The sequence below is a fragment of the Pseudomonas sp. AC252 genome (assembly GCF_979258105.1).
Genome location: NZ_OZ409837.1, coordinates 4,729,266 through 4,754,366 on the forward strand (window position 1 = coordinate 4,729,266; position 25,101 = coordinate 4,754,366).

Annotated in this window: 21 protein-coding genes; 3 read left to right on the plus strand and 18 right to left on the minus strand. The window is 60.4% G+C overall.

Annotated features, from left to right (window positions below):
* Position 1: 1 nt before the first annotated feature.
* The 14 genes from ACZZZ4_RS21740 to rfaH all read right to left on the minus strand — a co-directional run bounded on the left by ACZZZ4_RS21740 (position 2) and on the right by rfaH (position 16,612).
* Positions 2-1,480: a family 16 glycosylhydrolase gene (locus ACZZZ4_RS21740; RefSeq protein ID WP_463548730.1), complete on the minus strand. Its 1,479-nt coding sequence runs from the start codon at positions 1,478-1,480 to the stop codon at positions 2-4.
* A 30-nt stretch (positions 1,481-1,510) separates the two neighbouring features.
* The gene (galE, locus tag ACZZZ4_RS21745) at positions 1,511-2,566 is read right to left on the minus strand and encodes a UDP-glucose 4-epimerase GalE (protein ID WP_463548731.1); all 1,056 of its coding nucleotides are present in this window, start codon (positions 2,564-2,566) and stop codon (positions 1,511-1,513) included.
* 31 nt (positions 2,567-2,597) lie between these two features.
* Positions 2,598-4,016, minus strand: a complete 1,419-nt coding sequence (locus ACZZZ4_RS21750; protein WP_463548732.1) for an oligosaccharide flippase family protein — start codon at positions 4,014-4,016, stop codon at positions 2,598-2,600.
* Positions 4,017-4,033: 17 nt separating this feature from the next.
* On the minus strand, positions 4,034-4,963 hold the full coding sequence (locus ACZZZ4_RS21755) for a glycosyltransferase family 2 protein (protein WP_415762602.1): 930 nt from the start codon (positions 4,961-4,963) through the stop codon (positions 4,034-4,036).
* Positions 4,957-6,264: an O-antigen ligase family protein gene (locus ACZZZ4_RS21760; protein ID WP_463548733.1), complete on the minus strand. Its 1,308-nt coding sequence runs from the start codon at positions 6,262-6,264 to the stop codon at positions 4,957-4,959. The genes ACZZZ4_RS21755 and ACZZZ4_RS21760 overlap by 7 nt, the downstream gene beginning before the upstream one ends.
* A gap of 1 nt (position 6,265) precedes the next feature.
* Positions 6,266-7,372, minus strand: a complete 1,107-nt coding sequence (locus ACZZZ4_RS21765) for a glycosyltransferase (RefSeq protein ID WP_463548734.1) — start codon at positions 7,370-7,372, stop codon at positions 6,266-6,268.
* Positions 7,369-8,448, minus strand: a complete 1,080-nt coding sequence (locus tag ACZZZ4_RS21770) for a glycosyltransferase (RefSeq protein WP_463548735.1) — start codon at positions 8,446-8,448, stop codon at positions 7,369-7,371. Before ACZZZ4_RS21770 ends, ACZZZ4_RS21765 begins: the two co-directional genes overlap by 4 nt.
* An 11-nt stretch (positions 8,449-8,459) precedes the next feature.
* Positions 8,460-9,167: a WecB/TagA/CpsF family glycosyltransferase gene (locus tag ACZZZ4_RS21775; RefSeq protein ID WP_463548736.1), complete on the minus strand. Its 708-nt coding sequence runs from the start codon at positions 9,165-9,167 to the stop codon at positions 8,460-8,462.
* Positions 9,164-10,522 carry a UDP-glucose dehydrogenase family protein gene (locus tag ACZZZ4_RS21780; RefSeq protein ID WP_415762597.1) on the minus strand — a complete coding sequence of 453 codons (1,359 nt, stop codon included), beginning with the start codon at positions 10,520-10,522 and terminating at the stop codon, positions 9,164-9,166. Before ACZZZ4_RS21780 ends, ACZZZ4_RS21775 begins: the two co-directional genes overlap by 4 nt.
* 47 nt (positions 10,523-10,569) lie before the next feature.
* On the minus strand, positions 10,570-11,961 hold the full coding sequence (locus ACZZZ4_RS21785; RefSeq protein WP_463548737.1) for an undecaprenyl-phosphate glucose phosphotransferase: 1,392 nt from the start codon (positions 11,959-11,961) through the stop codon (positions 10,570-10,572).
* Positions 11,962-12,027: 66 nt separating this feature from the next.
* Positions 12,028-14,337 (minus strand): GumC family protein, encoded by a 2,310-nt coding sequence (locus tag ACZZZ4_RS21790; protein WP_463548738.1) that lies wholly within the window; start codon positions 14,335-14,337, stop codon positions 12,028-12,030.
* 2 nt (positions 14,338-14,339) lie between these two features.
* Positions 14,340-14,873: a polysaccharide biosynthesis/export family protein gene (locus tag ACZZZ4_RS21795; RefSeq protein ID WP_130909790.1), complete on the minus strand. Its 534-nt coding sequence runs from the start codon at positions 14,871-14,873 to the stop codon at positions 14,340-14,342.
* Positions 14,874-14,884: 11 nt separating this feature from the next.
* Entirely contained in the window at positions 14,885-16,042 is a 1,158-nt protein-coding gene (locus ACZZZ4_RS21800; RefSeq protein WP_463548739.1) for an outer membrane beta-barrel protein, read from the minus strand.
* 51 nt (positions 16,043-16,093) lie between these two features.
* A complete protein-coding gene (gene rfaH, locus ACZZZ4_RS21805; protein WP_039760334.1) occupies positions 16,094-16,612 on the minus strand; it encodes a transcription/translation regulatory transformer protein RfaH in 519 nt (172 codons plus the stop codon).
* A 684-nt stretch (positions 16,613-17,296) separates the two neighbouring features.
* On the opposite strand from rfaH, the gene ACZZZ4_RS21810 reads away from it, so the two are divergent.
* Positions 17,297-18,271, plus strand: a complete 975-nt coding sequence (locus tag ACZZZ4_RS21810; protein ID WP_463548740.1) for an SDR family NAD(P)-dependent oxidoreductase — start codon at positions 17,297-17,299, stop codon at positions 18,269-18,271.
* Between the two features lies 1 nt (position 18,272).
* Here the strand turns inward: ACZZZ4_RS21810 and ACZZZ4_RS21815 are convergent, their stop codons facing one another.
* The 4 genes from ACZZZ4_RS21815 to ACZZZ4_RS21830 form a co-directional block, all read right to left on the minus strand.
* A complete protein-coding gene (locus ACZZZ4_RS21815; RefSeq protein ID WP_039760340.1) occupies positions 18,273-18,482 on the minus strand; it encodes a hypothetical protein in 210 nt (69 codons plus the stop codon).
* A 112-nt stretch (positions 18,483-18,594) separates the two neighbouring features.
* Positions 18,595-21,054: a fimbria/pilus outer membrane usher protein gene (locus ACZZZ4_RS21820; protein ID WP_463548741.1), complete on the minus strand. Its 2,460-nt coding sequence runs from the start codon at positions 21,052-21,054 to the stop codon at positions 18,595-18,597.
* Between the two features lie 197 nt (positions 21,055-21,251).
* Positions 21,252-22,001 (minus strand): fimbrial biogenesis chaperone, encoded by a 750-nt coding sequence (locus ACZZZ4_RS21825; protein WP_463548742.1) that lies wholly within the window; start codon positions 21,999-22,001, stop codon positions 21,252-21,254.
* A 68-nt stretch (positions 22,002-22,069) separates the two neighbouring features.
* Entirely contained in the window at positions 22,070-22,672 is a 603-nt protein-coding gene (locus tag ACZZZ4_RS21830; RefSeq protein WP_129998636.1) for a fimbrial protein, read from the minus strand.
* A gap of 325 nt (positions 22,673-22,997) precedes the next feature.
* Between ACZZZ4_RS21830 and ACZZZ4_RS21835 the strand changes: the two genes are divergently transcribed.
* Positions 22,998-24,218: an EAL domain-containing response regulator gene (locus ACZZZ4_RS21835; RefSeq protein ID WP_129998637.1), complete on the plus strand. Its 1,221-nt coding sequence runs from the start codon at positions 22,998-23,000 to the stop codon at positions 24,216-24,218.
* Between the two features lie 174 nt (positions 24,219-24,392).
* Entirely contained in the window at positions 24,393-25,100 is a 708-nt protein-coding gene (locus ACZZZ4_RS21840) for a response regulator transcription factor (RefSeq protein WP_016774579.1), read from the plus strand.
* Position 25,101 lies beyond the last annotated feature (1 nt).

The window sequence follows — 25,101 nt, forward strand, 5'->3', positions numbered from 1 at the left end:
GCTATTGCGCTGAGCGCGTCCAGACCCTGACGTAGTCGATGCGAAACACCGACGGCAGGTCAGCATCGTCGACCACGCCGAACCAGTCCCACATCGCTTCACTGTCGAAGACAATTTGCATGGGGAAGTGCCAATAGTTGTTCTTCGCTTCCCGGACCAATACGCCGTCGACGTACCAGCGCAACGTCTCGGGTTGCCAGTCAAAGCCGTAAACATGAAAAGTATTGGCCAGCCGCCACGGTGCGATCCAGGTACTGCCGGAACTCAGGTGCTGATCATTCTGCGGTCTGGCCCAGACATGCGCGTTCATGTTGTAGCGCCGATCAAACGCTTCGTTGCGGGTCTTGCCACCGATTTCGAAAATGTCGATTTCCGTGGCGTTGTCCGGTAGCCCCGTCCAGGCCAGCCAGAAGGCACTGGAACCGGCGGAATTCATCGGTTTCGCCCGCGCTTCGTAATAGCCGTACATCCCCCGTTCGTTGGTGCGGACCATCGCCGAGCTGTAATCCTTGTAGCCCAGGGCGACGTATTTTTCCGGAAGGTTCTGTTTGCGGAAAGTGATGTTCAGATTGCCGTTGCCGAGCTTGGCGTTCTCCGGCAGAAACAGCGCCGGTTTGCGCCCGAGGGAATCGGTGCCGGTGGCGTTGTTGACGTGCCAGCGTTCGGCATCGAGGGTGCTGCCGTTGAACTCATCGGACAGGCGCGTATCGAGCTTCCAGCCGCCGGCATTGGCCTGATCCGACAACGGCAGATCGGGCGTAACGGGTGTCGGAGTCGGGCCTAGCGGGCCAACCCGGGTCCAGGCATCGGCCTGTTGGGGAACGCTGACCGCCCATTTCTGCGCCAGATAATCGAACACATTGCGACGTTCGTCCTGGTTGCTGAATGGGCGGTCATACACCAGCACTTCGGCGATGTCGCCACGCAGGATTTCCGAGGTGCCCACCACGTTGCGCGCCACCGCGAACGGGCCGATCGGCACGTCACTGGTTTCCAGCAATGCCAGTGCCGGCTCGTACGCGCTGGTCTGCTGCACGCTGATGCCGAAATTCGGCGCGACGTTATCGTTATCCGCCAGTTGCGGCCGCGAGCTGAACAGGCGCTGCCAGGCCTTGCCGCCGGCCTGCTCGGGCAAGCGCCTCGAGACGACGAAGACTGTCACCGGCCCCTTGCTGGTGCGAATCGCCTGACCCATGAACGCCGCCGTGCCGCTGAAACGCACCACACCGTGGCCGTTGAGCGCGTTATCGACGTGCGTCGGTAAAGTCGTCGCCGCGCGGTTGTCGACGGTGACGTCGTTGCCCTTGCCGGATTTATCCAGCCAGCGCACGACCTGATTTTGCCCCTCCAGAGTCATCGAGGCGGGATCATTGCCGTCGAGCCACAGCACCAGTCCTTCAGTGACCGGTCCTGGAATGTTGGCGTTGGCGCCAGCGCTCAGCAGCAGCAAAACCAACAGCAAGCAGCGTGATCTGTTCATGAGTCGTCCCTAACTTGGATTGCGCCGTTACTACGTGCCTACCGCCAGCAACGGCGTCGGTTGCGGGCGATAGCCCCATGGGTTGTGGGTCTGCCAGCGCCAGCTGTCGACAAGCATTTGCGTCAGCTCGCGCTGTGCTCGCCAGCCCAGCTCGCGCCCGGCCTTGCTCGCATCGGCGCGGCACTCGGCGACATCACCGGCGCGGCGCGGCGCGAAGCGGTAGGGAATGCGCAGGCCGGTGACGTCCTCGAAGGCGCTGATGATCTGCAACACGCTATAGCCGCTGCCGGTGCCGAGATTCCACACGTGCAGGCCATGTTCATCGCCCTGCAAAACATGCAGCGCCTTGAGATGACCTTCAGCCAGATCCAGCACATGGATGTAATCGCGAACGCAGGTGCCATCGACGGTCGGATAGTCGTTGCCATAGACGGTCAACGCAGCGCGCTGGCCGCTGGCGACTTCGCTCAGGCACGGCAGCAGGTTGTTCGGCCGACCGTTGGGCGCTTCGCCGATCAGCCCGCTCTCGTGTGCGCCGATCGGATTGAAGTAGCGCAGCACAGCGATGTTCCAGCGCGAATCGGCGAGGGCGAGGTCGCTGAGCAGTTCTTCGATGACCAGCTTCGAGCGCCCGTACGGATTGGCCGGTTTGCCGGTGCCGTGCGATTCCACGATCGGCATCACGCTCGGCTCGCCATAGACGGTGGCCGAGGAACTGAACACCAGATTGAACACGTGGGCGCGGGCCATCGCCTGACACAGGCTCAGGGTGCCAACGACATTGTTGGCGTAGTAATCCAGCGGCCGGCGCACGCTCTGCGCAACGGCTTTGAGGCCGGCGAAATGCAGCACTGCATCAATCGCGTAGGTGCTGAAAATCTCGTCCAGCAGCGCCGCGTCGCGGATATCGCCTTCGATGAAATCGATGTTCGAGTGACTCAACAGCTCCAGCCGTGCGACTGCTTCGCGGCTGCTGTTGCATAGATTGTCGAGGATCAGAACCGAGTGTCCAGACTCGACCAATTGCAGTGCCGTGTGCGAACCGATGTAGCCGGCACCGCCCGTGATCAACGTGGTTTTGCGCATGACGACGTGCTCCATTGCGAGGAAATCCGGCTCAGCGGGCGGTGAACACCAACTTGAATTCTTGCGGCCAGCGCGGGTGCAGCAGGCTGTAGGCCAAGGCGTAGGTCAGCGCGCCGATGGCGATGTCACCGGCCAGGTGGGCGTTGCCGGACAGGCCGGTTTGCCGCGACGTCCACGTCACCACGGCGACCATCACCAGTGAGGCGAACAGGCTGCGGTAGCTGGACTGAAAGAAGCCGCGCCATTGATAACCGATGGCGGCGTGCAGGCCGCGCACCTGCAGCGGCGTGATCAGCAGCATGCGCAGCAGCAATGCCAGCGCCGCCGCCATGCCGCCGTAGCTCGCGCCGAGCAGATAGACCAGCGCCAGCGCGAGCAGGGTGGTGGCGACTTCCGCCTTGAGGGTCAAGTGCGTGCGATTGACCGCCACCAGCGCGGTGGTCGCATACAGCGCCAGATTGCCCAGCGCTGCCGTGCAGGCCAGCACTTGCAGCAAGGGAATCGCTTCGGCCCATTTCGCACCGAAGATCAGCAGGATGATGTCTTCGGCGGTCAGGGCGATGCCGAAGAACAGCGGTGTCAGCACGAAGCCGCTGATCGCCGTGGAATCGCCAATCACCCCGATCAGCCGCGCCGGTTCGGCACTACGCCGAGCGAACACCGGCAGGGCGTAGCTCATCAAGCCGTTGTAGATCGCCGAGCGGGGCAAGTCGATGATGCGCATGGCGAGGTTGAACATGCCCACCGCATGCGCCCCGGCAGTCAGGCCGAGAATCAGATTGACGCCACGTTGCAGGGTTTGCGAACTCATGACGTTGACGCAGACCGGGAGGCCGGCGCGCAGCAGTTCGCCCAGCACCTGACGGTCGATAAGAAAGGGAATGCGCCGACGCTCGCTGCGCATCAGTACCAGTGTGGAGATGCCGTCCATGATCAACGCCTGAGCGACCACCGCCCACGGGCCGAAACCCAGCAACGCCACGGCCACGCCGCCAACCCCGCCAGCGACTTTGCCGAGCAGCGTGCGCGAGGCCAGCAGCTTGAAATTGCCGGACCGGCGCATCTGCGCCACGTACACTCGCGCCATCAGGGTGAAGAGGATTTTCACCGACGCCACGGCAGTCATCCAGCGCAGCGCGGTGGACGGCGTATACAGCACCACCGCCAGTGAAATCAACGCAATCGACAGCAGACTGACCAGCACGGCAGACCAGAACACGCTGCTGATGTGTTTGTCCTCGACACGTTGCAGGCGCACCAGCGGGTCTTCGAGCATCGACGAGAACAGAATGCCGATCACTTCGACCACGGCGATGATCAGCGTGCCAATGCCCAGCTCTGTCGGCGTCAGCAAATGCGCGTAGACGACAAAGGTGATCATCGACAGGAAAATCAGGCCGAACTTCTCGGTGAAAATCCATACGAGGGTCATCAGGCGACGGTTGGCCATGGCGCGATCCCTGAAATTCAGCGGCTATTGCCCAGGCTTTTCAAGCAGGCGTAGAGGTAGCGCAGGGTCGGTTTGCCCTGGAAGAAAAACAGCGTTTGCCACGAATGCCCGAGCATCTGCCGGAACACTTCGATAACCCGTCGATGATCGCCGCGCCGGGAAAACGCATTGAGAAATTCGGCGTGGTTGGCGAGGACGAAGTAGATCCGCTGCTGTTTGTTCAGCCGGGTGCTGTAACGCGCCAGGTACAGCTGAATGAAGCGCAGTTTGTGCGGGTAATACTTGTGCGGTTGCGCGGTGATATTGGCGGCGTTGACGGCGCGCCAGTGCAGGATCTGCGGCACGCTGTGGATCTCGCTGATTTCGGCGATGCGCGTCCACAGCAGGCGATCCTCGGCAAAGCGCAGGCTCTGATCGAAGCCGCCAATGGCGACGATGATCTCGCGCACGGCGAGCACGCCGGAGGTGCCGTTGATGATGTTCTCGCGCATGAAATCGGCAAAGTGCTCGCCGTGTTTGCAGCGATCCTCCAACTGCCGTTTGCCGTCACTGAATTCGCTCATCTGAAAGCAATCGATCAAACCGACTTTGCGTCCCTGTCGGGTCAACTCCGCGTGCAGCGCCAGTTGTTTTTGCAGTTTTTCCGGATGCCAGCGGTCATCGGCATCGAGGAAGGCGATAAAGGTTTCTTCGGCACTGAACACGCCGCGATTGCGCGCACTCGCCGGGCCTTGATTGGGCTGCGGCAACAGCACGATGGGGAAAGGCGCGGCGTAGTGCTTGACGATCTCTGGTCCGGCATCACTGGAGCCGTCATCGACGACAATGACTTTGTCCGGCAGGCGAGTCTGTGCAGACACCGAATCCAGTGTGCGCTGAATGCTGGCGGCGGCGTTGTACAGCGGAATCACCACACATACGGTGACGGCCGAGGGATCATTCAGCATGGGCGTTGCTCCCGGAAAGTGGTGCGCATAGGCCGAGGTTTAACGACTGGAAGCGGCTGAGTACGGGTGACGAGGTGATGGCGGAAGGTCAGGCTGAGCACGCAGAAAATCAGAAACTCGCCCGAGCGATAGTTGGGGATCACGTAGGCGACGTAATTGGTCACCACAAACAGGCCGATGACCACCAGCGCACACGTCTGATAGCGCGCCGACTGATCTGCAGTGATTGCCCGGTAGCGCTTGCTCAGGGTCTGGGCAAACATCAGCAGCAGCGCGATCAACTGAATCAAGCCGCCATTGAGCAGGGTTTCGACGTAGCCGCTGTGCGCATTGCCGATGTAGCCCCAGCGGGTAATGAACGCATCGGCATCGGCACTGGCCCAGAACGCGCCGAAGCCGTAGCCCTTGAGAAATTGCGCATCGATCAGCGGCTGCAACAGCTCCCAGATCAGCGTGCGGTCGGTCAGCGACGGGTCACGGCCCACCAGTTCCAGCAGCATGGCGTAGTTGGCGTAGAGCACGCCACACAGGAGGAAGAACACCAGCGTCGCCGCCATGAACGCCAACAGTGAGCGGTTGATGCGCAAGCGGATCAGGGTGATGAAGTACGCGTAACTGGCTGTTCCGGCGACGATCAAGGCAATCGCCGTGGCCGACTGCGCCAGGCCGATGGCGATCAGCGCGAACAGGCCGTAAAGCATGGCCATTGGGTTGCGCTGGCGGATCATCGGCAGCAGCAACAGGATCGCAATGGCGTTAAGGCGTGCGCCGGCATTCTTTTCTGCAAACACCCCGCGAAACGCACCATCGCGAATGCCTCCGGAAATGAAGGCGATGTCGGGGCGAATCAGGGCGAAGATCAACCCGACCAACGCCGCCGCGCCGATCACACAGCCGAACAGAAACGCAATGCGTTCCAGGCTGTAGCGCCAGGCAATGAAACCGGCGAAGAACACCACGCTGAGCAGCGCGACGAAACGCTTGAGGCTGAGCATCGGCTCGCTCGACCAACTGATCGAGGCCGCCACGCAGCCGAGAAACAGCAGCAGAAACAGGTTCTGCCGGTAGAAGCTCTTGCTGAGGAACACCTTGTGCCGGATGAAGAAAAACAGCGGCACCAGCAAGGTCAGCAAGCCGCAGACCTGATTGGCCAGATTGCCTTCCAGGTCCTGCTGGGCATCGTCCAGCGTGCTCACATTACCCAGGCGCAGAAAGAAGCCGATCACTTGCGTATAAAACAGCACACCGAACAGGGTGAAGGCGTCGGCCAGCGTCGAATAACGCACTTGCAAACGGTTCATCTCAGCGCCTCCCGAGCAACGCCTTGAGGTAGGTCTGCACCGCGCGAGCATTGACAAAGCGCGAGGCCGCCTCGATGCGCCGCTGGCGATGCGCGGCTCGCGGCGTGGCCAATTGTTGGCTGATCGCGGCGGCGAGCGCGGCGGGGTCGTCGACCTCGACCAAGGGCGCAACGGCGCCATCGGCGAGAATTTCCTGCGGGCCATACGGGCAGCGTGTCGCTACCACCGGCGTGCCGGTCGAGAGGGCTTCGACCAAGGCGTTGGGGCTGCCTTCGAAACGCGACGACAAGACAAAACAATCGGCCCGAGCGATTTCGGCAATGGGGTCACTGGCGTACCCCGGCAGATCACAACGCCCTGCGACGCCGAGCGCTGCCGCCTGGGCAAGCAGTTCGCCGCGCAAGGCGCCTTCCCCGAAGATGATCAGCCGCGCATCGCCTTGTGGCAGGCGGGCGAAGGCGTCGATCAGAGTGTCGAAGCCCTTTTGCTGCGCCAGGCGACCCACGGCGACGATCACCGGGGTGGTTTTGTCCTTCAGCCAGGGATGGCTGGGGGCGGCGGCTGGTTTGTCGCGAAAATCGTTGTCGAGCACTGGGTTGTCGGCGGTGGTCACGTCGCGCGGTCGGGCGATGGTGGTGTCGACCAGATCTTCGGCAACGCCTTGCGACACGCAGATCACCGGGTTGGGAATCAGCCGGTACAACCACGGCGCCAGCCAGTAAGCGAGCTTGACCGACAGGGCCGGGTTGACGTGCTTGTCCCGCGAAAAGGCATTGCGCTCGCTGACATGCAGCCGCGCCAAAGTACCGGACAGTGCGGCGGCGGCAATCGCCACGACGTTGACATGAGTGAGCACCGCCAGTTGCGCGTCGTAGCGGTTGCTGCGCAAAAAGCGCATCAAAGCGGGCACGGCAGCGGCGCTGCGCGGGCTGTCGAGCAGCACTTGCCTGACCCGTGGGTCGAGCGCCGGTTGATTGATGCCGGCACCGGTGAGCATCAGCAGTGTCACTTCGTTGCCGGCCTCAACCAAGGCACCGGCGAGGCGCACCATCATTTTCTCCGCGCCACCGGCGCCGAGGTCCTGGAGGATGATCAGCAGCTTTTTCATCGGTTCCACACCTGGTAATAAGCCTGGGCGGCGTATTGGCTGGTATAGGGCAGGATCGCTTCGCTGACCGAGCGTCGCGCCGGCGTCGCGGGTTCGCGGCTGGCCAGACTGTCGAGCATTGCCTCGGCCAGTGCCGGAACATCATTCACGCTGACCAAACGGCCGAGGCGTCCATCATCGAGCAACTCGCGCGGTCCGCTGCCGCAATCAGTGGAAATCACTGCCGTGCCCAACGCCAACGCCTCGACCAGCACCGTCGGCAAGCCTTCGTGCAATGAGCTGAGCACCAACAGCTGCGCATGGCGGATCAACGGATAGGGATTGCGCAGATGCCCGGTGAAATGCACCAAGCGTTCGATGCCCAGCCGTTGCGCCTGCGCCTCAAGCTCTTTGCGCAACGGGCCGTCGCCGGCAATCACCAGATACGGCAGCGGGCGTTGTTGTGCCGCCAGCGCATAGGCTGCGAGCAGCAGATCGAAGCCCTTGGTTTGCACCAGTCGGCCGATCCCCAGCCAGTAATGATGGGGCACGCCACCGGGCAGCGGCGCTTGTGCCGCGTGCATCAACTGCTCGCTGATTACCGCGTTCGGGCAATAACGGATGCGCGGTCGCCCCCACGGCATCAACCCGGCAAGTGACTGGCGCAAACCGTGGGACACCGCGACCACCTTGCCGCTGCCGCACAGGTACAAGGCGTACAACAGACGCAGGCTGGCGCGCCCGGTGTTCTGCTCGGCGCAATCCAGTGCGGCATGGCGGGTGTAAATGACTTTGCAGGGACTGCCCAGCGTGGCAAACCAGGTGCAGAGATTGGCCTGCTCCTTCGCGCCGATCAGATGCGTCACGCCCTCACGGCGAATCAGCCGGCGCAGCAGCACGATCGACTTCAGCCAGCCCGCGAGCCCGGTGCCGCCACCGGCCATGCTGGGCACGCCGTCGACATTGGGCGAGTCGCCGTTCATGACGAAAAAACTCACCCGTCGACCGTCCGCCAGAAACTGCTCGGCGAGGCGTTGCTGCACGCACTCGACGCCACCGCCAGTCTGGTAATCCTTGAGCGTGAACAGAATATGCATCGGCACAATCCTCATGGGGCAGTGACATTGATTGCCACTTGCTGGCGCAGAATCAGTTCGGTCAGGCGCAGGGCATTGCTCGGGTAGTCGAGCAGGTAACGCTTGATCGTGTGCGGCTCGCGGTACATGCGGTAGAAGGCGCGCAGGTGCAGGCGATTGATGGCGGCGGGGTAGTAACGTTCGCTGGCATTGGCCTCCTGACGAATGAAACCGCCGCAGGTGAACGCCACGCCGCGGAAGCCACCGCGCAGTGCATCAAGGACAAAGCGCTCTTGCAGACCGGCGCCAAGGCCGACCAGCAGCAGGTTGCTCCGCTGCCGGCGAATGTCAGCCTGGATCGCTGCGCCTTGTTTGGCGTCGAAATAACCGTTGTGCGCGCCGACCAGTTGCAGGCGCGGATACTGCATACCGAGTTTTTCCACGAAGCGATCAAGCTCTGCCTGCTTCGCACCGACCACATAGACGCGCTTGCCGCGCTGCTCGGACTCGCGCAACACCGGGTCGGCAATCGAGGTGAAATCGAAACTGACGCGCTGCACCGCGCGCCCGGTGATGCGCGACATGAACCCGGACATCAGCATGCCGTCGCAGAAATACGCCAGCGACGGGGGCGGCTGGCGAATGAAACTGCCGATCGAGGCGAAGTTGAGAAAGGAGAACGCCCGGTTGGAGTCCAGCAGGGCCGGCGAATAACGGTCCAGCAGCTCGAGGCGGATCATGACGCGAGATCCTGTGCTTCGGCGGCGCATGTCGGTCGGCCGACACTGATGTAGGTGAAGCCGCGTGCGCTGAGGCGTTGCGGATCGAACAGGTTGCGCCCGTCGAAGATCAGCGGATTTTTCAGCTGACGGGCGAGCAGTTCGAAGTCCGGCGCGCGAAACGATTGCCACTCGGTGACAATCACCAACGCGTCGGCATTTTTCAGCGCCGCCTCTTTGGTGCCCGCCAGCGTGAGGTCATCGCGCGGGCCGTAAAGCTGCTGCGCCTGCTCCATGGCTTTCGGGTCGAACGCCTGCACATTGGCGCCGGCACGCCACAACGCTTCCATCAGCACGCGGCTGGGGGCTTCACGCATGTCGTCGGTGTTGGGCTTGAAGCTCAGGCCCCACAGCGCAAAGGTTTTGCCTTCCAGCGCGCCGTTGAAGTGCTCGGCGATCTTGTGGAACAGCGTGCTTTTCTGCTCGTTGTTGCGCGACTCCACCGCGCGGAGCAGGCGCGCATCGATGTCGACGCCGTGGGCGGCATGGATCAGCGCTCGCACGTCCTTGGGAAAACACGAGCCGCCATAACCGATGCCGGGGTAGATGAACTGGTAGCCGATGCGCGGATCCGAGCCGATGCCGTGGCGGACCATTTCGATGTCGGCACCGAGTTTTTCGGCGAGCCCGGCCATCTCGTTCATGAAACTGATCTTCGTCGCCAGCATGCAGTTGGCCGCGTACTTGGTCAGCTCGGCGCTGCGCACGTCCATGACGATGATCTTTTCGCGGTTGCGATTGAACGGTTCGTACAGCTCGCGCATCAGCGCTTCGGCGCGCGGGCTGTCGGTGCCGATGATGATCCGGTCGGGGCGCATGCAGTCGTCGACCGCGCAGCCTTCCTTGAGAAATTCAGGGTTGGAGACCACGTCGAAGCGCAGCGCAGCGCGGCCGCTTTCGCCGAGGATTGCATTGATGCATTCGCGCACCCGATCCGCCGTGCCCACCGGCACCGTGGATTTGTCGACGATGATCTGCTCGCCGCGCAGGTGTTCGCCGATGGTCCGGGCGACGCTGAGGACGTGTTTGAGATCCGCCGAGCCGTCCTCGTCCGGCGGCGTACCGACGGCAATCAGCAACACGTCGCCGTGTTTCACCGCCGCGGCCAGATCACTGCCGAATTGCAGGCGACCGCTGTGATGATTGTCCCGCACCAGGCTTTTCAGGCCCGGCTCGTAGATGGGCAGGCTGCCGTCATTCAAGGCCTGCACCTTGGCCGTGTCGACATCCACACACAGCACGTTGTGGCCGACCTCGGCCAGCGCGGCGCCCTGGACCAGTCCGACATAACCGATACCGAATACACTCACATTCATGGGAAAACCTCATGCGTGGCGGGGGTGGGCCAGAGCGCTGGCCGCTGTCAGTAGATGTTTTTCGAGAACAGGGTGAAGGGCGTCTTCAGCAGGATCTTGATGTCCAGCCACAGCGACCATTGATTGATGTAATTGAGGTCCTGGGCGACCCGGTGCTGCATCTTTTCCACGGTCTCGGTTTCGCCGCGATGCCCGGTGATCTGCGCCAGCCCGGTGATGCCCGGCTTGAGCCGATGCCGCGCCATGTAGGCGCGCACCTTGCCGGTGTAATAGATGTTGTGCGTGACCGCGTGCGGACGCGGGCCGACCAGCGCCATGTGGCCGAACAGCACGTTGAACAGTTGCGGCAACTCATCGATGGAGCTGCGCCGCAGAAAGCGTCCCAGCGGTGTGACGCGGTCGTCGTCGCGGGTGGCCTGGCGCACTTGCTGATCGTCGTGCACGCGCATCGAGCGGAATTTCCATACTCGGATCACTTCGCCGTCGCAGCCATGGCGGTTCTGCTTGAACAGCACCGGCCCCGGCGACGTCAGCTTGACCGCGATGGCGACGCCGAGCAGCAGCGGGCTGAGTAGAATCAGCGCTACCGCGGCGACGCTGCGTTCGAACAGGTCCTTGCAGAACAGGCTGCCGGGGTGCGAGGTGAGCAGGCTTTCGTTGAGATAAATCGCCGGCATCCGCTCGATCTCGGAGATCGAATGATTGAGCAGGACCATGCTGCCCAGATCCGGAATCCACACCACGTCGACGTTCATGTCGAGCAGGTTGATGTACAACGCTTCGATGGTTGCCGCCTCGGCCATCGGCAGCACGATGTACACGCGCCGCGCCTGCAGGCGGGTGATGATTTCGCGGATGTCCTCGACCTCACCGAGCAGCGGCAGGATGCTCGGCGCCGGGCCGCTGTCGGCTTTCGCCGCGACAAAACCGAGCAGCAGCGCACGATCCGGGTCGAGCAGTTTGCGCGCCAGTTCATGGGCGGTCGGGCAGGTGCCGATGATCACCGCGCGGCGCTCGTTGCTGATCATCTTGGTGTAGAGGCGCACGAACAGGTGCAGCGGCAGAAACGTCGCCGCCTGGGCGAGAAAACCCACCACGGCCCAGACAATCACCACCTGGCGGGAGAACAACGCGCTGGTCTGGGTGACGAAGGCGATGCTCATCAGCAGGCCGAGCAGAATCAGCCAGCCGGCCAGCAACCGCCCCAGTCCGACCAGCAGGCCATGGCGCTTGTGGTAGACCTGCACCAGGCCGTAGACCGGCATCGAGCCAAGCACGGTGAGGATGATCAGCAAGCGGTACTCACTGGGCAATTCGCCGATGCGCCAGTGCACCAGCACGATCAGCAACAGGTTGACCAAAGTCATTGCGCACAACCATTGCACCCAGAAGGTGAGGCCACGACGGTGTGCCATTTGCGCGGAATATTGCGAGGTCATCGGCGCGATCTCCGATTCGTCGAACAGGGAAGGATTTGCTGTTGCCAGGCGGCACGGCCAGGAGGATCAGCGCGGGGCGAAGTCGTAGTCGTAGAAGGAACGGGAATGGCCATGGCCGTACTTGCGCGCCTTGCGCAGGTCGACCTGATTGAGCACCACGCCGAACACCGGCGCTTGGCTCTGCTGCAACACGGCAATGCTCTTGCGCACCTGGCCGACCGGTGTGCTCTGCGCCTTGACCACGTAGATCACCGCATCGGAATGCTGGGCCAGCAACAGTGCGTCGCTGACGATTTCTGCCGGCGGCGAATCGATGATGATGTGCCGGTAGCGCGACTTGAGAATCTGCAACAGCCGGCCGAGGCGCGGCGAGCTGAGCAAATCCTGCGCGGGCGCAACGGCGTTGCTCGAACTGCTTGAGGCTTGCGGCCTTGGTGCGTCGAACGGGTCCAGCGCCGATGGCGTCAGGCAGCCGGCCGGGAGCATGTCGAGATTGCCGACGCTGCGGATGCAGTCTTCCAGCCGCGCTGTACCGGCCATGAGGTTGGCGAGGCCGGGGCTCTGCGGCGGGAAATCGAAGTTCAGCGACAGCGTCGGCTGACGCATGTCGGCATCGATCAGCAGCACCCGTTCCAATGGCGCCAGCGACGAGGCGAGATTGTTGGCGATGGTGCTTTTGCCTTCGCCGGACACCGAAGACGTGACCAGCACCACCTGCGCCGGGCGTTCGTTGTTTTGCAGCATCAGCCAGGTGCGCAGGTTGCGGATGGTTTCGCAGAAGCGCGGGTGGTCGTTGTCCTCGAACAGCCGCGCCAACTGCCGCCGGCTCTTTTTCATCACCAGCGGCACGACGCTGAGCAGCGGCACATTGAGCAGGCTCTCGACGGTGTCGTCGGTCTTGAAGGTGTTGCTCAGGGTATCGAAGAGGAAGGCGAGGGCGACGCCGACGACCGCAGCCACCAGCGCAACAATTGCGAGAATCAGGTTCTTGCGCGGTTTGCTCGCTTCCAGCGGCGCGATCGCCGGGTCGACGATGCGCGCCTTGGCTGAGTCCATGTCCGAGGTGGCAGCGGTTTCCTTGAGGCGGGTGACGAAGGTTTCGTACAGCGCCCGGGTGCTGTCGACTTCACGCTGGAATTCGCGCAGCTGGAATTCCTTGCGTGAAATGTCCTGAATCTGCGCCTTGTTGCTGTTGAAGGATTTGCGCAACGCGTCTTCGCTGGCCACTGCCAGTTGATACTGGCGCTCGATGCCGGCGACCACTTGCTGCACTTGCAGACGCAGACTGTTGGCGGCGGTGCGCTGTTCGGAACGGGCGGATATCAGCGCCGGGTGTTTCGGCCCGTAGCGGCCCGACAACTCTTCGACTTTGGCCTGAGCCTTGGCCAGATCAGCCTGGAATTGCTGAATCAGCGGATTGCTCAGCACTGCCGGCACGCTGGACAAACGACTGATGTCGCCATTGCTCAGGGATTGCGCCTGACGGAACTGGCTCTCCGCTTCGGCGCGATCGCGGCGCGCGTCGATCATGCGGTTGCCGGTCATTTGCAGCTCGTTGGCACTGATGGTGGCGACGCCGTCGACGTCAACCAGACCCTGTTCTTCGCGGTAGGCCTGCAACTTGTTTTCGGCTATGCGAAGGTTGTCGCGCAGTTCGACCAGGCGGGTGTTCATCCAACTGGTGTTGTTTTGCGAAGACTTCAGGCTGGTGTCCTGCTGGCTGTCGATAAAGCCCTGGGCGAGGGCGTTGGCCACCGCCGCAGCGAGGGTCGGGTCGGGCAGTTCGACGTCGATTTCCAGCAACTGACTTTTGCCGACGAATTTGACGCTGGTGTGCAGCATCAGGTTTTGCGTGACGTCGTTGAACACTTGTTCTTCGGTCGCTGGCGGCTTCGGCGGCGGCAGCAGGTCCAGCCATGGCAGCCACTGGTCACGATTGAGGTCGGCCAGCCATTGGCGCGGGGTGAACCAGCTCTGCTCCTGCTGACGTGGATCGGTGATCGGGTTGGTAGTCAGGCCAAGTTTGCGCACGGCGCGCTCGGCCAGCTCCCGCGATTGCAGCAGTGCTTGCTGGGTCTGCAAGTAATCAGTGGTGGTGGCGCCGCCGGATTCGGCGGCTTGCTGAAAACTCAACACCGGCGGCGTCTTGTCCTTGATCAGCAGCGTCGCACTGCCGACGTACTGTGGCGTGATAAACGACAGCGCCACCACGGCCAGCGCGCAACTGAGCAGCACCAGCCAGGCGATGTTCCACTTCGCCGACCAGATCACTCGCCACAGGTGCAGCAGATCAAGGGTGTCCGACTCCTCGGCGGCTTGCGTTGGCAAGTGGCCCTGGAGCGGACGTTCGAGGTAGGTGCTTGGGCTGTTGTCCATGATCAGAAAAAGCCTTGTGCAATGGAAATGGTGTCGCCGGGGGCGATGACGGTGGTGCGCGAGATGTTTTCAGTGACCGGTGGGCCCCCGCTGCCGCGCAAAATCGTCACGCGTTTCATCGAGGCGCGTTCGGTCAGGCCGCCGCCCAGCGCAATGGCTTTTTCCAGGGTCAGCCCCGGCTGAAAGGGGTAGCTGCCGGGCTTCTGCACTTCGCCATTGATGTAGAACGGGCGGTATTCGATCTGGCTGAGGCTGACTTTCGGATCGACCAGATAGCCTTGCTTGAGACCGTCGACGATCTTTTGTTCGACCTGATTGGGCGTCAGGCCCTTGGCGACGATTTCGCCGAGAAACGGGTAGGAGAAGGTGCCAGCGTCATTCAGGCGAATCTTCTTGAAGCTCAGTTCCGGCTCGCCGAACACGATGATGCGCAAGACATCGCCAGCGGCCAGGCGGTAATTGGTGTCGGTGTCCGCCGCCTCGACCGTGGGCACTGTCCAGAGCAGCAACAACAGCAGAATCAGGCGCGTGTGCATGGCCAACCCTCCTACAGACTGACGTCAAACGTGATCTGGAAAACATTGCGGGTGAAGCTCTCGTTGTCGGCATCAGAGTCGTTGTCGCGGTGGCGGTAGGCGACTTCGACGTCCAGCCAGCGACGCATTTCGTAATTCACGCCGAGTTTGTAATCCTGCAGATCGTCGCTGCGGTCCTGGCCTTCGTAGACGTAATGGCCCATGCCGGCTTCGGCGACGGTGGTGATGCGCTCGGTCCAGCCGTGGCGCCAACCGATCTGGGTGAAGGTGGCCTTCACCGCGTCGGAGCCGTCGTCGCCTTCGGCCATGGCCTGGCGCGCGAGAAAGGTGAAGGTCGAGTAGGTGCGCGGTTTCCACGCCAGATCCACTTGCCAGGTCGGGTTGCTCAGGTCGTCGGAACCGCTCTGATCGAAGTTCTTGCGCTCGTAGCCGACGCGCAGCTTGCCGGTGGTTTTCGCCGTCATGTCCCATTCGGCACCGGCCAGCACTGCGTCGGAGCGGCTGCTGCGCGGGCTGTTCGATTGCAGGTAATCGAAGCGGGTGTGGTCATATTCGAGCAGGCTGCGGGTCTTGCTGCCGAGGCGGTGATACCAGGTGGTGGACAGGTTGCTGGTGTCGCGTTCCTTGTCATCATTGATGCCGTCGGCGTTGTCATAGCGCAGCCTTGCGTAACTGGCGCCGAGGTCGATCTGGTTCAGCGCACTGCGCGCGCCAAAGGTGTAGACGCCGCCGACGCGTTGGCTCTCGATCTTGTCGTTGATGCCGTCGACGGCGGTCGAGGTGGTGCGCTCGTATTTGCGCGCCTCGGCTTCCAGTTTCAGTCGATGCCGATCAGTGAACTCCATGATGCTGTCGGCACGCAGGCGCTGGGCGGTGTTCGAAGCATCCGAAGCGCTGTGATAGATGTAGCGGGTTGGTTCCCAGATCACTCGCGTGGCGCTGTTGCGATCCTCGGCCTTGAGCTCGAAGGCGGGCGCCAGGCGGGTGACCATGGTCGATTCGACATCGTGTTCGACTTCGCGAAAGTTGTCGTCGTAGCTTTCTGACAAGGCGAAGGTCGGGGTGAAATCGAAGCCGTAGACATTGATCGCTTGCGGCTCGACGCTCCAGGCTTCGGGTGCGCAGCAGGCGACGGCTAAAATCAGGGAACAGCGAGGCCTCAGAGCCATTGATCACGCTCCTGATGAAGGGGGTCGGGGTCAGGGCGAAGCGGATCCGGACTATTGTCGCTGGCGTTCGAGGTAGCTCAGCGGAACGCTGACATGCTGTTGGCGGTTGAGGAAATTGAGCAGGATCATTACGCGCTCATCGCCCTGCATGGACAGGAACACGCCTTCAAGCGGCGACAGTGGGCCCTGGACGATTTGCAGGGGTTCGCCGGGCTTGAGCGTCGGCTCGGCAGGAAAACCGAGCGACTCCTGGCTGCGTTCGCGCAGTTGTGCGATCACGTCTTCGTCGACGCGGGCGGGCACATGGTTGAATTCGACGATGCGGCTGACACCGCGGGTCGAGCGAATCGGTGCCCAGTTGTCGTCGCGGCTCAGTTGAATGAACACGTAGCCGGGAAACAGCGATTCCAGTGTTCGTTGGCGTTTGCCACGAATACTGCGCTCGCTCATCAGCTGCGGCCGAAAGGTCGAATAGTTCTGTTGCTGCAGATTGAGTTGTGCCCGTTCATCCTGGCGGGGCTTGCACTGCAATAAATACCAGTTAGAACCGTTGCGGCAAACCGTTAGCATGCTGGAGTACTCCATACATAGCGATCGTTTAAGCAGGGCGGCCGATAGCGTGGGACGAGCCGTCATGCTTGCTAGTAGGTAGTAGGCTGATCAAGGCAAGGTGCCGAGCCAGATGCATCAATGTTTATTGGCAGAAGAAGTGTTTCAAAAATGAATCAATCGGGTTCGGTTATTGTTATATCCGTGGCCGTCTTGGCTATAACGAGTCCGTGCTTTTGTTTGAGCAAAGCTACCGCACGGTTCGCAGTTGCGACCTTCAGGATCCAATTACATAAGTAGCCAGAAAGCAGAAAAGTGCGCGTCGGCGCGAGCTCATCGGGCAGTGCTAAGTTATCGGCCAGTCTGCGCTAGCTGTCAATTGATAACAGTCAAAAACATTACCTTTCATCCGCTGGTGATGGCCATGTTTTGTAGGTCATTGATTCACAAGGGCCAATTCTGTTCGTCGGATTTTTTAAACTTTTATAAGTTATTGAAGTCGTGCGAGATAGATGAAGCGGGTGATAGCAAATTAGTTTCAACTGTACATCTTTCGGTTCGTAAGAAGTTGGTTTGTTAAACGCCTTGCGTCGGATGCTGCTGGCCCTGGCAACTAAGCTCGTCTATGAATAGTTTCCGTCTTTTACGGGCAAATATTCGACGGTGTGTATCCCCCTGAAGTAAAACCGGTGAGCCGAGGTAATCATGAGTGTTCTGGTAACGGGCGCAGCAGGCTTTATCGGTTACCACACGGTCATGCGTTTATGTTGCGAAGGTTTTCAGGTTGTTGGTGTCGACAATCTCAACGCTTACTACGACGTCGAACTTAAACAGGCGCGTGTACAGAGATTGCAAACGCTGGCCAACTTCACTTTCCAGCGGCTGGACATTGTCGATCAGGCTGCGTTGACCGCGTTGTTCGCGCACGGCCACTTCAAACAGGTCATTCACCTGGCCGCGCAGGCCGGAGTGCGCTACTCGCTCGACAATCCTGATGCTTATGCGCAATCGAATCTGGTCGGGTTTCTCAACGTATTGGAAGCTTGCCGTCGCCATCCGCCGGAGCACTTGATCTACGCCTCGAGCAGTTCGGTGTACGGCGCCAATACCAAGATGCCGTTTGCTGAAGATGACCCGGTCGACCAGCCGGTTTCGTTATACGCCGCGAGCAAACGCGCCAACGAATTGCTCGCGCACAGCTACTGCCATCTCTACGGATTACAGGCTACCGGCCTGCGCTTTTTCACCGTGTACGGCCCGTGGGGTCGACCGGACATGGCGTTGTTCAAATTCACCGAAGCCATGCTGCACGGGCGCGCCATCGACCTCTACAACCAGGGCGAGATGGCGCGTGATTTCACCTATGTCGACGACATCGTCGAAGCGATTTTGCGCTTGCTCGACAAACCGCCCGCACTCAGCGCCGAGCGCGGCACCAATCGCCTGCTCAATATCGGTCGCGGCAGTCCAGTAGCGCTGATGAGCTTTGTCGAATGCCTGGAGCAGGCACTGGGTATGAAGGCGCAGCGCCGGTATCTGCCGATGCAGGAGGGCGACGTGCTGAAGACCTGGGCCGACGTGTCGGCGCTGGCACGCTGCATCGACTTCAGCCCGCAGGCGCCGATCGAGCAGGGCGTGCAAGCGTTCGTGCAGTGGTATCGCGAGTTTTATCAGGTCTGATTCAGTGCAGGGTGACGGCCCTGCGACTTTCACCAATGCGGATCCGGTCGAGGGCGCGGTTCAACGCATCCAGCGCATCGAGCAACGCCTTGGCCTCGGCTTCACGCCCGTCGCCCCACAGGCGTTCGGCCATTTTGTTCAAGGCCAGAATGGCGCGTTCGATGTCGGCTGCACTGGCGGTGTTGTTACTGGCTGGTGGTTTCTTCGGCATTCGGGATTTCTCGGCGGACGGCAAACCACCATACCGCCAAGGCACCGAGCAATATAGTCAGGAAGTGATCCTTGCCTCAGCCAACCAGGCAGTCTCGAAGCCGGCTATGGAGTTACTTCCCGTTGGTAGAGCAAGCCAACCGGTATTGCTCGTAGTTCAAGCCTTCGACCTTTTCCGGCAGCTTGTACGGCACGGGGCAGCTTTTGCCCTGCCACTTGATGGTGATGACACCGTGATCTTCAGTCACCAGCGCCAGGGCTTTGCCCGTCGGGTCTGAGAGGGCCAGTTGTTTGCCTTCGCTATCGAGTAGTACTGCGCCGAATGGAATCGCCTGGCCGTTGGCATCGTACAGCTCAAACTGGACGCGTCTGCCTTTGCTGCCTTCGAAACGAGCGAGAACCACCGAACCGCGTCTTGGCACCAGTTGTTGGGTGGCATTGTCCAGCTCGATCTCACCGCCCAGGTTACGCGTGTCCAGCGTTACCCAGTTCACGCGGTACGGTTGCGCGTTAGGCAGAACCGCATAGCCGTTCAGGCCGGTTTTCACACCCGAATAGCTGCTGACTTCGACGCCCGACATGCCGGGGACTTCCACCAGGCCGAACGTTTCACCGACGGTCTGGCCCATATTGATGCCGCCGGCATGAGCCACGATCGATCCGGCCGCACTCAGGTTCTGCGACTCATAGCCGCTGCCTCGGTTGTAGCCAAAGCCCAGATCGCCCATCGACGTACGGGTACTCAGACTGAGCGAGCCAGAGCGCTCGCCCTGGACGCTGCGCCCGGTCTGCACGGAATAGTAGGTGTCGCTGTCCTCGGTCAGGTAACCGTTGATCCCGGCTTGTGTGCTGGTACCGGCGTTCTGATGGTTACTGGAAACGTAGGCACGCGGTGCGCGTGGAGTCGATCCGAGCGGGAAGGAAATTGAAACGCTCAATTGCGTGTCGTTGGTGGTGTCACCGCGTGCGCCGAATTCCTGGGTTTTGCTCAGGCTGATGTTGTAGTTCAGGTCGCGCCAATTGTTGTTGTAGCCGGCGGAAAAGCTGCGCGAGCCACCGCGATCCCAATAGCGCTGGTCACTGGCATTCAAATACAGCGAGCCGAACTGGCGCGCTTCGCCAAGGGTCTGGTTGACCGTGAGGTCGGTACGGGTCTTGGCATTGCCCGCGCGCCGCGTAGCGCCGGCGCTGGTGTCCTGCACATGGTCGGTCAGCGTGCGGTAACCCTCGGTCGAATAACGATAGGCGGCGAGGGTGAAGCTGGTATCGGTACCGGTGAAGGTCTTTGCATAAAGCGCGCGGACACTGCTGCCCTGGGTGGTTTTGCCGAATGCCTTGCTGGACGATTGCGTAACGTCCAGGGACATCGCGCCAATCGAGGTGTTCTTCGCCGCACCGATGGACAGCGCCTTGAAGCCGTTGCTCGCCTGAATGCCGGCAATGCCCGTCAGATTGCTGGTCAAGCCGTAGGCGAAAGTGCCCCCAAGGAAAGCCGGTTTGTCATAGCCCTCGCTGTTGTTGTTGAACTTGCCGCTCGACAGGCTGTACTTCAGTTGCCCCTCACGCACCATCGTCGGCAGGGCGGAGAACGCCTGCCGGGTTACCTTGCGCCGACCATCCGCTTCGACAATGGTGATCTCCAGGTCACCGTTGGAGCCCGATGGGTAGATATCACTGATCTCGAACGGACCCGGCGGTACATTGGTGGTGTAGAGAATGTAGTTGTCCTGGCGGACCTCGATCTTCGCATTGGTTTCCGCCACGCCACGAATGATCGGTGCATAACCGCGCTCACTGTCCGCACGCATGCCTTCATCAGAAGCGATCTTGACGCCTTGGTAGCGCACGCTGTCGAACAGATCCGAGTCGGAAAAGATTTCACCCGCGCTCAGTTGCCCCTTGATCGCCGTGAGGTCGCGCTGGATGAACGTGCGGTTGCTGACAAAGCTATTGGGCCGGCCGGTGGAGCTGCTCAGGTTGGATTCGTTGCGCAGACGCCAGGCGCCGAAGTTGATACCGTTGCGCAGCCCCAGGTTATTGGATATTTGCGTGGCGTAATCGGTTTTGCTGCGGGTGCTGCTCAACTGGTAGTTGATGAACCCGGCGGCCACACCTTGGTCCCAAAGCTCTGGATCTACATAGCCGCGCATGCCACGCGCCATGGCGACCTGCGGCACGCTGATATTGAGGCGCAGGCGGTTGGCATCGAAATTGAGACTCGCTTGCTCGATCATCGCAGGCAGGTCGTAGTGATCGGCAGGGTGTTGCTCGTCAACCAGACCCTGCTCACGCAGTTTGCGCATGTCCACACCCAGCTGCTGCAACAGTTCCAGGGTGATGCGTGGCTCGACTTTGCCGTTGACCGGGTTGGCCGCGAAATCGATATCGCGACGCCCGACCAGCGTGCCGTTGCTGAACACGTCGACGCGGTATTGGCCTGGCAAGACGCTGTTGGCATTCAGCAACGGTTGCAGATCGACCGCCGATGAACCTTCAAGGAACAGCGTATTGAAAGATTCACTCGCCACTGCGGCCGGGGCTTCGGCGCCCACGGCGAATCCGCAAATGGCCATGTTGATAGCAAAGCACAATGGATGCAGGCAGCCCAACGCCGCTTTGTTTTTCTGGCGCGCAACATGATGCTTAACACAACTTTCAGATGTGTGGTGTTGGGAGGAAAACATGCAATTTGCCTTATCAGTCCGTGTTGCTTCAACCGGAGTCCGGAACTTGTGAATAGCTTGTAAGTTGGCAGGGTGGGGCGGGGGATTTACTGGGCGGAGGCATCTTTCACGCGCTCGGCATGGCTTTCGGCAACGCTTAGTGGTGCATCGAATCGTTGTTGTGCGCCGTAATCGTTAATTGCTGAAAAACTCAAATGCGAAGTACCAGCTGACAGGTCTTTCAGATTGAATGAGCGAACTTCCCCTGGAACGATCATTGTCGAATCAATTACCAATTCCGCTTTTTTCCCTGCAACGACTTTCAGATCGGCCAGCGACACGTGGTAGTTGCTTTGGTTTTTTACTTTCAGCACCGACTTGCCAGCCTGAATGACCAATTGCCATGCAAGTTGCTCCGGTGCCTTTGCGGCATCACCGGTGAGTCCGTCCGGGCGGAAGAAGACCTTGATACGCTGACGTACCGCCAATTGCAGCGTGTTGACATCGGCAGCACTGGCCTGGGGGATTTCCTGCACGTTCAGCCATACCACCGACTCCTTGTCCGCAGGCATGCCGCGGCCTTCATAAAGAATCCTCAGTAATTGCTGTTGATTGGGCTCAAGTTTGGCCAGTGGTGGAGTAACTGCGAAAGGCGGTGCGCTGCCAGCCGTGTCGCCGGCATCCAGCCACGATTGCGCCAGAATGGTTTGTCCGCCGTTGCGCACGGTGACATTCGCCTCTTTGTGCGCGCCATCGAAGATAATCCGGGTGGAGCTCAAGGAGATGCTGGCGAATGCCGAGTGCGTCATCAACACCCCGGCAAGCCCCAGGCAAAGCGGAAAGTAGCGACTTAACATAGATTTCACCGATTAATCTGTTCGGGAAGGACGAGGCACAGCGGCCCCGTCCAGGTATTGCGCGCTGCTTATTCGTATTCGAGAACGAACGGCAGAGTGGCGTTACCAGTACCTGCAGTAGCGGTGGTCTTGTCGCCGGTGGTGACGTAAGCGGCTGCGAACGACAGGGTGCCGTCGCCGCCAGTGGTTGCGTCGCCAGTCAGGTTGGTCTGCACTTTGGCAGTGGCTTCGGAGCTCAGGTCGATCAACTGGCCATTGCTGTCCAGCAGGGCGATACCAACGCCTTTGGCCGCGTCTGCACCCTGCAGCTTGAGAACTTTCTTGCCATCAACCAGGCCCGAACCGCCATTGACGGTTGGTTTGAACAGCATCGAAACCTTGGTGCCGGCGTTGCAGTTCACTTTCAGGTTGAAATCGTTGGCAGCCACACGACCGGCGCCCGGGGCAGAGTCGGTGCCCATGTCCTTGATCGAAACGCTGCCCATGTCCACGGCAATCATCTTGTCGTTACCCGAAGCGCCGTCTACCGAGCAGGCGTCGTTATTGATAACGCCGGTGAAGCTGATTTGACCGCTGCCGCCCTTGACAGCTTTGGCGGCTTCTTCAGCCACTGCGCCAGTGGAGGCAGCCAGTACGGAAAGAGTGAGTACTGCGAAAGCGAACTTTTTCATGTTTATATCCGAAGTTATTGTGAAGTGCTGCATTGAAATGCCAGGCCATGTTAGGTCGGCGGTGGTGGTAGGTCTTTGGGATTTGTCTTAAAGCGTGGCAAGTGCGATCACGCCAGCAATATCGCTTAACGCGTAACTCTATTTTCTTATTAGTTATTGTGGAGAACCAATTGAGACAATTCTCAAGGTTGCGCAGCCGTGCACTGGGTACTATTCGCTGATGCAGAAATTCTCAGTCAATGCAAAGTTTGTGAGCGAGCGTCCTGCTTGATAGTTGATCCAGACTTTCCACTATTAATGGCTGATAGAAAGAGGTTCTCGGTTAGTGAACACGCTTCGTATATTGGTATTGGAAGATCACGCCTTCCAGCGCACGGCAGCGGTCAGTGCGCTTAATAGTCTGGGGTACAAAAATATCTTTCAGGCGGCTGACGGCAAGGATGCGCTGGCTGTGATCTCCCAGGCAGGGGGCGTGGACGTTGCGTTGTGTGATTTGAGCATGGCCGGGATGGATGGTTTGACGTTCTTGCGCCTGGCGAGAGAGGCCGGTTTGATTCGTGCAGTGATCATCTGCAGTTCACTGCCTGAAGACTTGTTGCGCACGGTTGACCGGATTGTCACGTTGCAGGGGCTGGAATTGCTTGGCAGTGTCGGCAAGCCGCTGATGGTCGATGTGCTGGGGCCATTGTTGGCTCGTTATCGGCCGCACACTCCCGGCGATGCCAAGGTGGTGGAAAGTCATCTCGATCAGCCTTCGGAGAACGAAGTGCTCGAAGCTATACGTCGTCAGGAATTTCGCGCCTACTTCCAGCCCAAGTTTCATCTGCGCAGTGGTGAGGTGGATGGCGCCGAGGTGCTGGTGCGATGGCAGAGCCCCAGTCGCGGCTTGCTCTCGCCAGGCATGTTCTTGCCGACGATCGAGCGTTGCGGTCTGCTCGATGAAATGTTTTTCAGCCTGCTCACCCAAGGCTTGAGTCTGCAGCGCTTCGTCCAGTCTCACGGCAAGCCATTCAAGTTGGCGTTCAATCTCGACGTGACGCAGATGGCCAACCCGAATCTTGTCGACCGGATCAAGGCGCTGTTGCGCATCCACGGCGCCTCGCCAGCCGGTCTCATCTTCGAATTGACCGAAACCGGCCTGCTGCAGATGCCCGAGATCAGCATGGAAAACATGGTGCGTCTGCGCATGCTCGGCTTCAGTCTGGCAATCGATGATTTCGGTGTCGGCTATTCTTCACTTGAGCGGCTGTGCCAGATGCCGTTCAACGAAATCAAACTTGACGCCGGCTTCGTGCAGAATTTCCATCAGGCTCGGTACAGCGCGGTAATCCACGGGGCCTTGGCTCTGGCACGCGAGCTGGACATGCGCGTGGTCGCAGAAGGCATTGAAACCGCCGACCAGGTTCATCATCTGGCGCGGCTTGGTTGTCAGTGGGGGCAGGGCTTCTTCTATGCTCGCCCGATGAATTGGGCGCATTTGGTCGACTGGCGTTTCGAGGGTCAGAAGTCATCCTGGCGCCGCGCAATAGGCACATCCGACCGCTGATGTGAGCGGGCATTCTGACTTTTGGGACAAAGCCCTATTTCGTCACGCCTTTAAAACACTCATCATGTGCCGAGAAATCAATCAGATGCACCTGAATGCTTCGGTGATGCCCGGGATTTGCTGCGGTTGCCAAGTGCTGATGGTCCTCCAACCCTCCTCATCATGGAGCTGTTCATGCATTGGTCAGTCGTGAATCCGTTACGCGTTGCCATCCTTGATGATCATTCGCTCATACGTCTGGCGATGAAATCACGGCTGACGCGCGAAGCCGAGTTCAGTGTCGTAGGTGTGTATGGCAGCAGCGCGCAGTTGCTCGCCGGATTGCGCGAAATCGACATCGACCTGCTGATACTCGATTACAAACTGCACGATGGGGAGCTGGACGGGCTCAATCTGATCCGCCTGCTGCGCAAGCAATATCCGGGCATGCGCATCCTCGTCTCTTCCTCAGAAGAGCGCCCGGCAGTGGTGAACATGGCGGTCGGGGCGGGCGTCAGTGGATTCTTCGGCAAGTCACAGTCGGTCGATGACCTGATTACTGCCATTCGCTGTGCAGCGTCCGGCCAGTTGTACCTGTCTCCCACCATGGCCTTTGAGCTTGACGTGTTGCCAGCATCGATCGAAGAACCCGCCGGTGCCAAAGACGAGAGCGCGGCGCACAGCGACGATTTCCTCAGTAATCCTCTGCTGTCACCTAAAGAGAAAGAAGTCTTGCGCTGTTGTCTCGAGGGGATGGGGGTGACGCAGATTGCCTTGAAGTTCTCGCGCAGTCGCAAAACCATCAGTGGGCAAAAACAGGCCGCTTTCAAAAAGCTTGGCATTCGTGGTGACGCAGAGCTGTTCAAGTTGCAGCACAGCCTGACAGCCGACAACCAGGGATAAC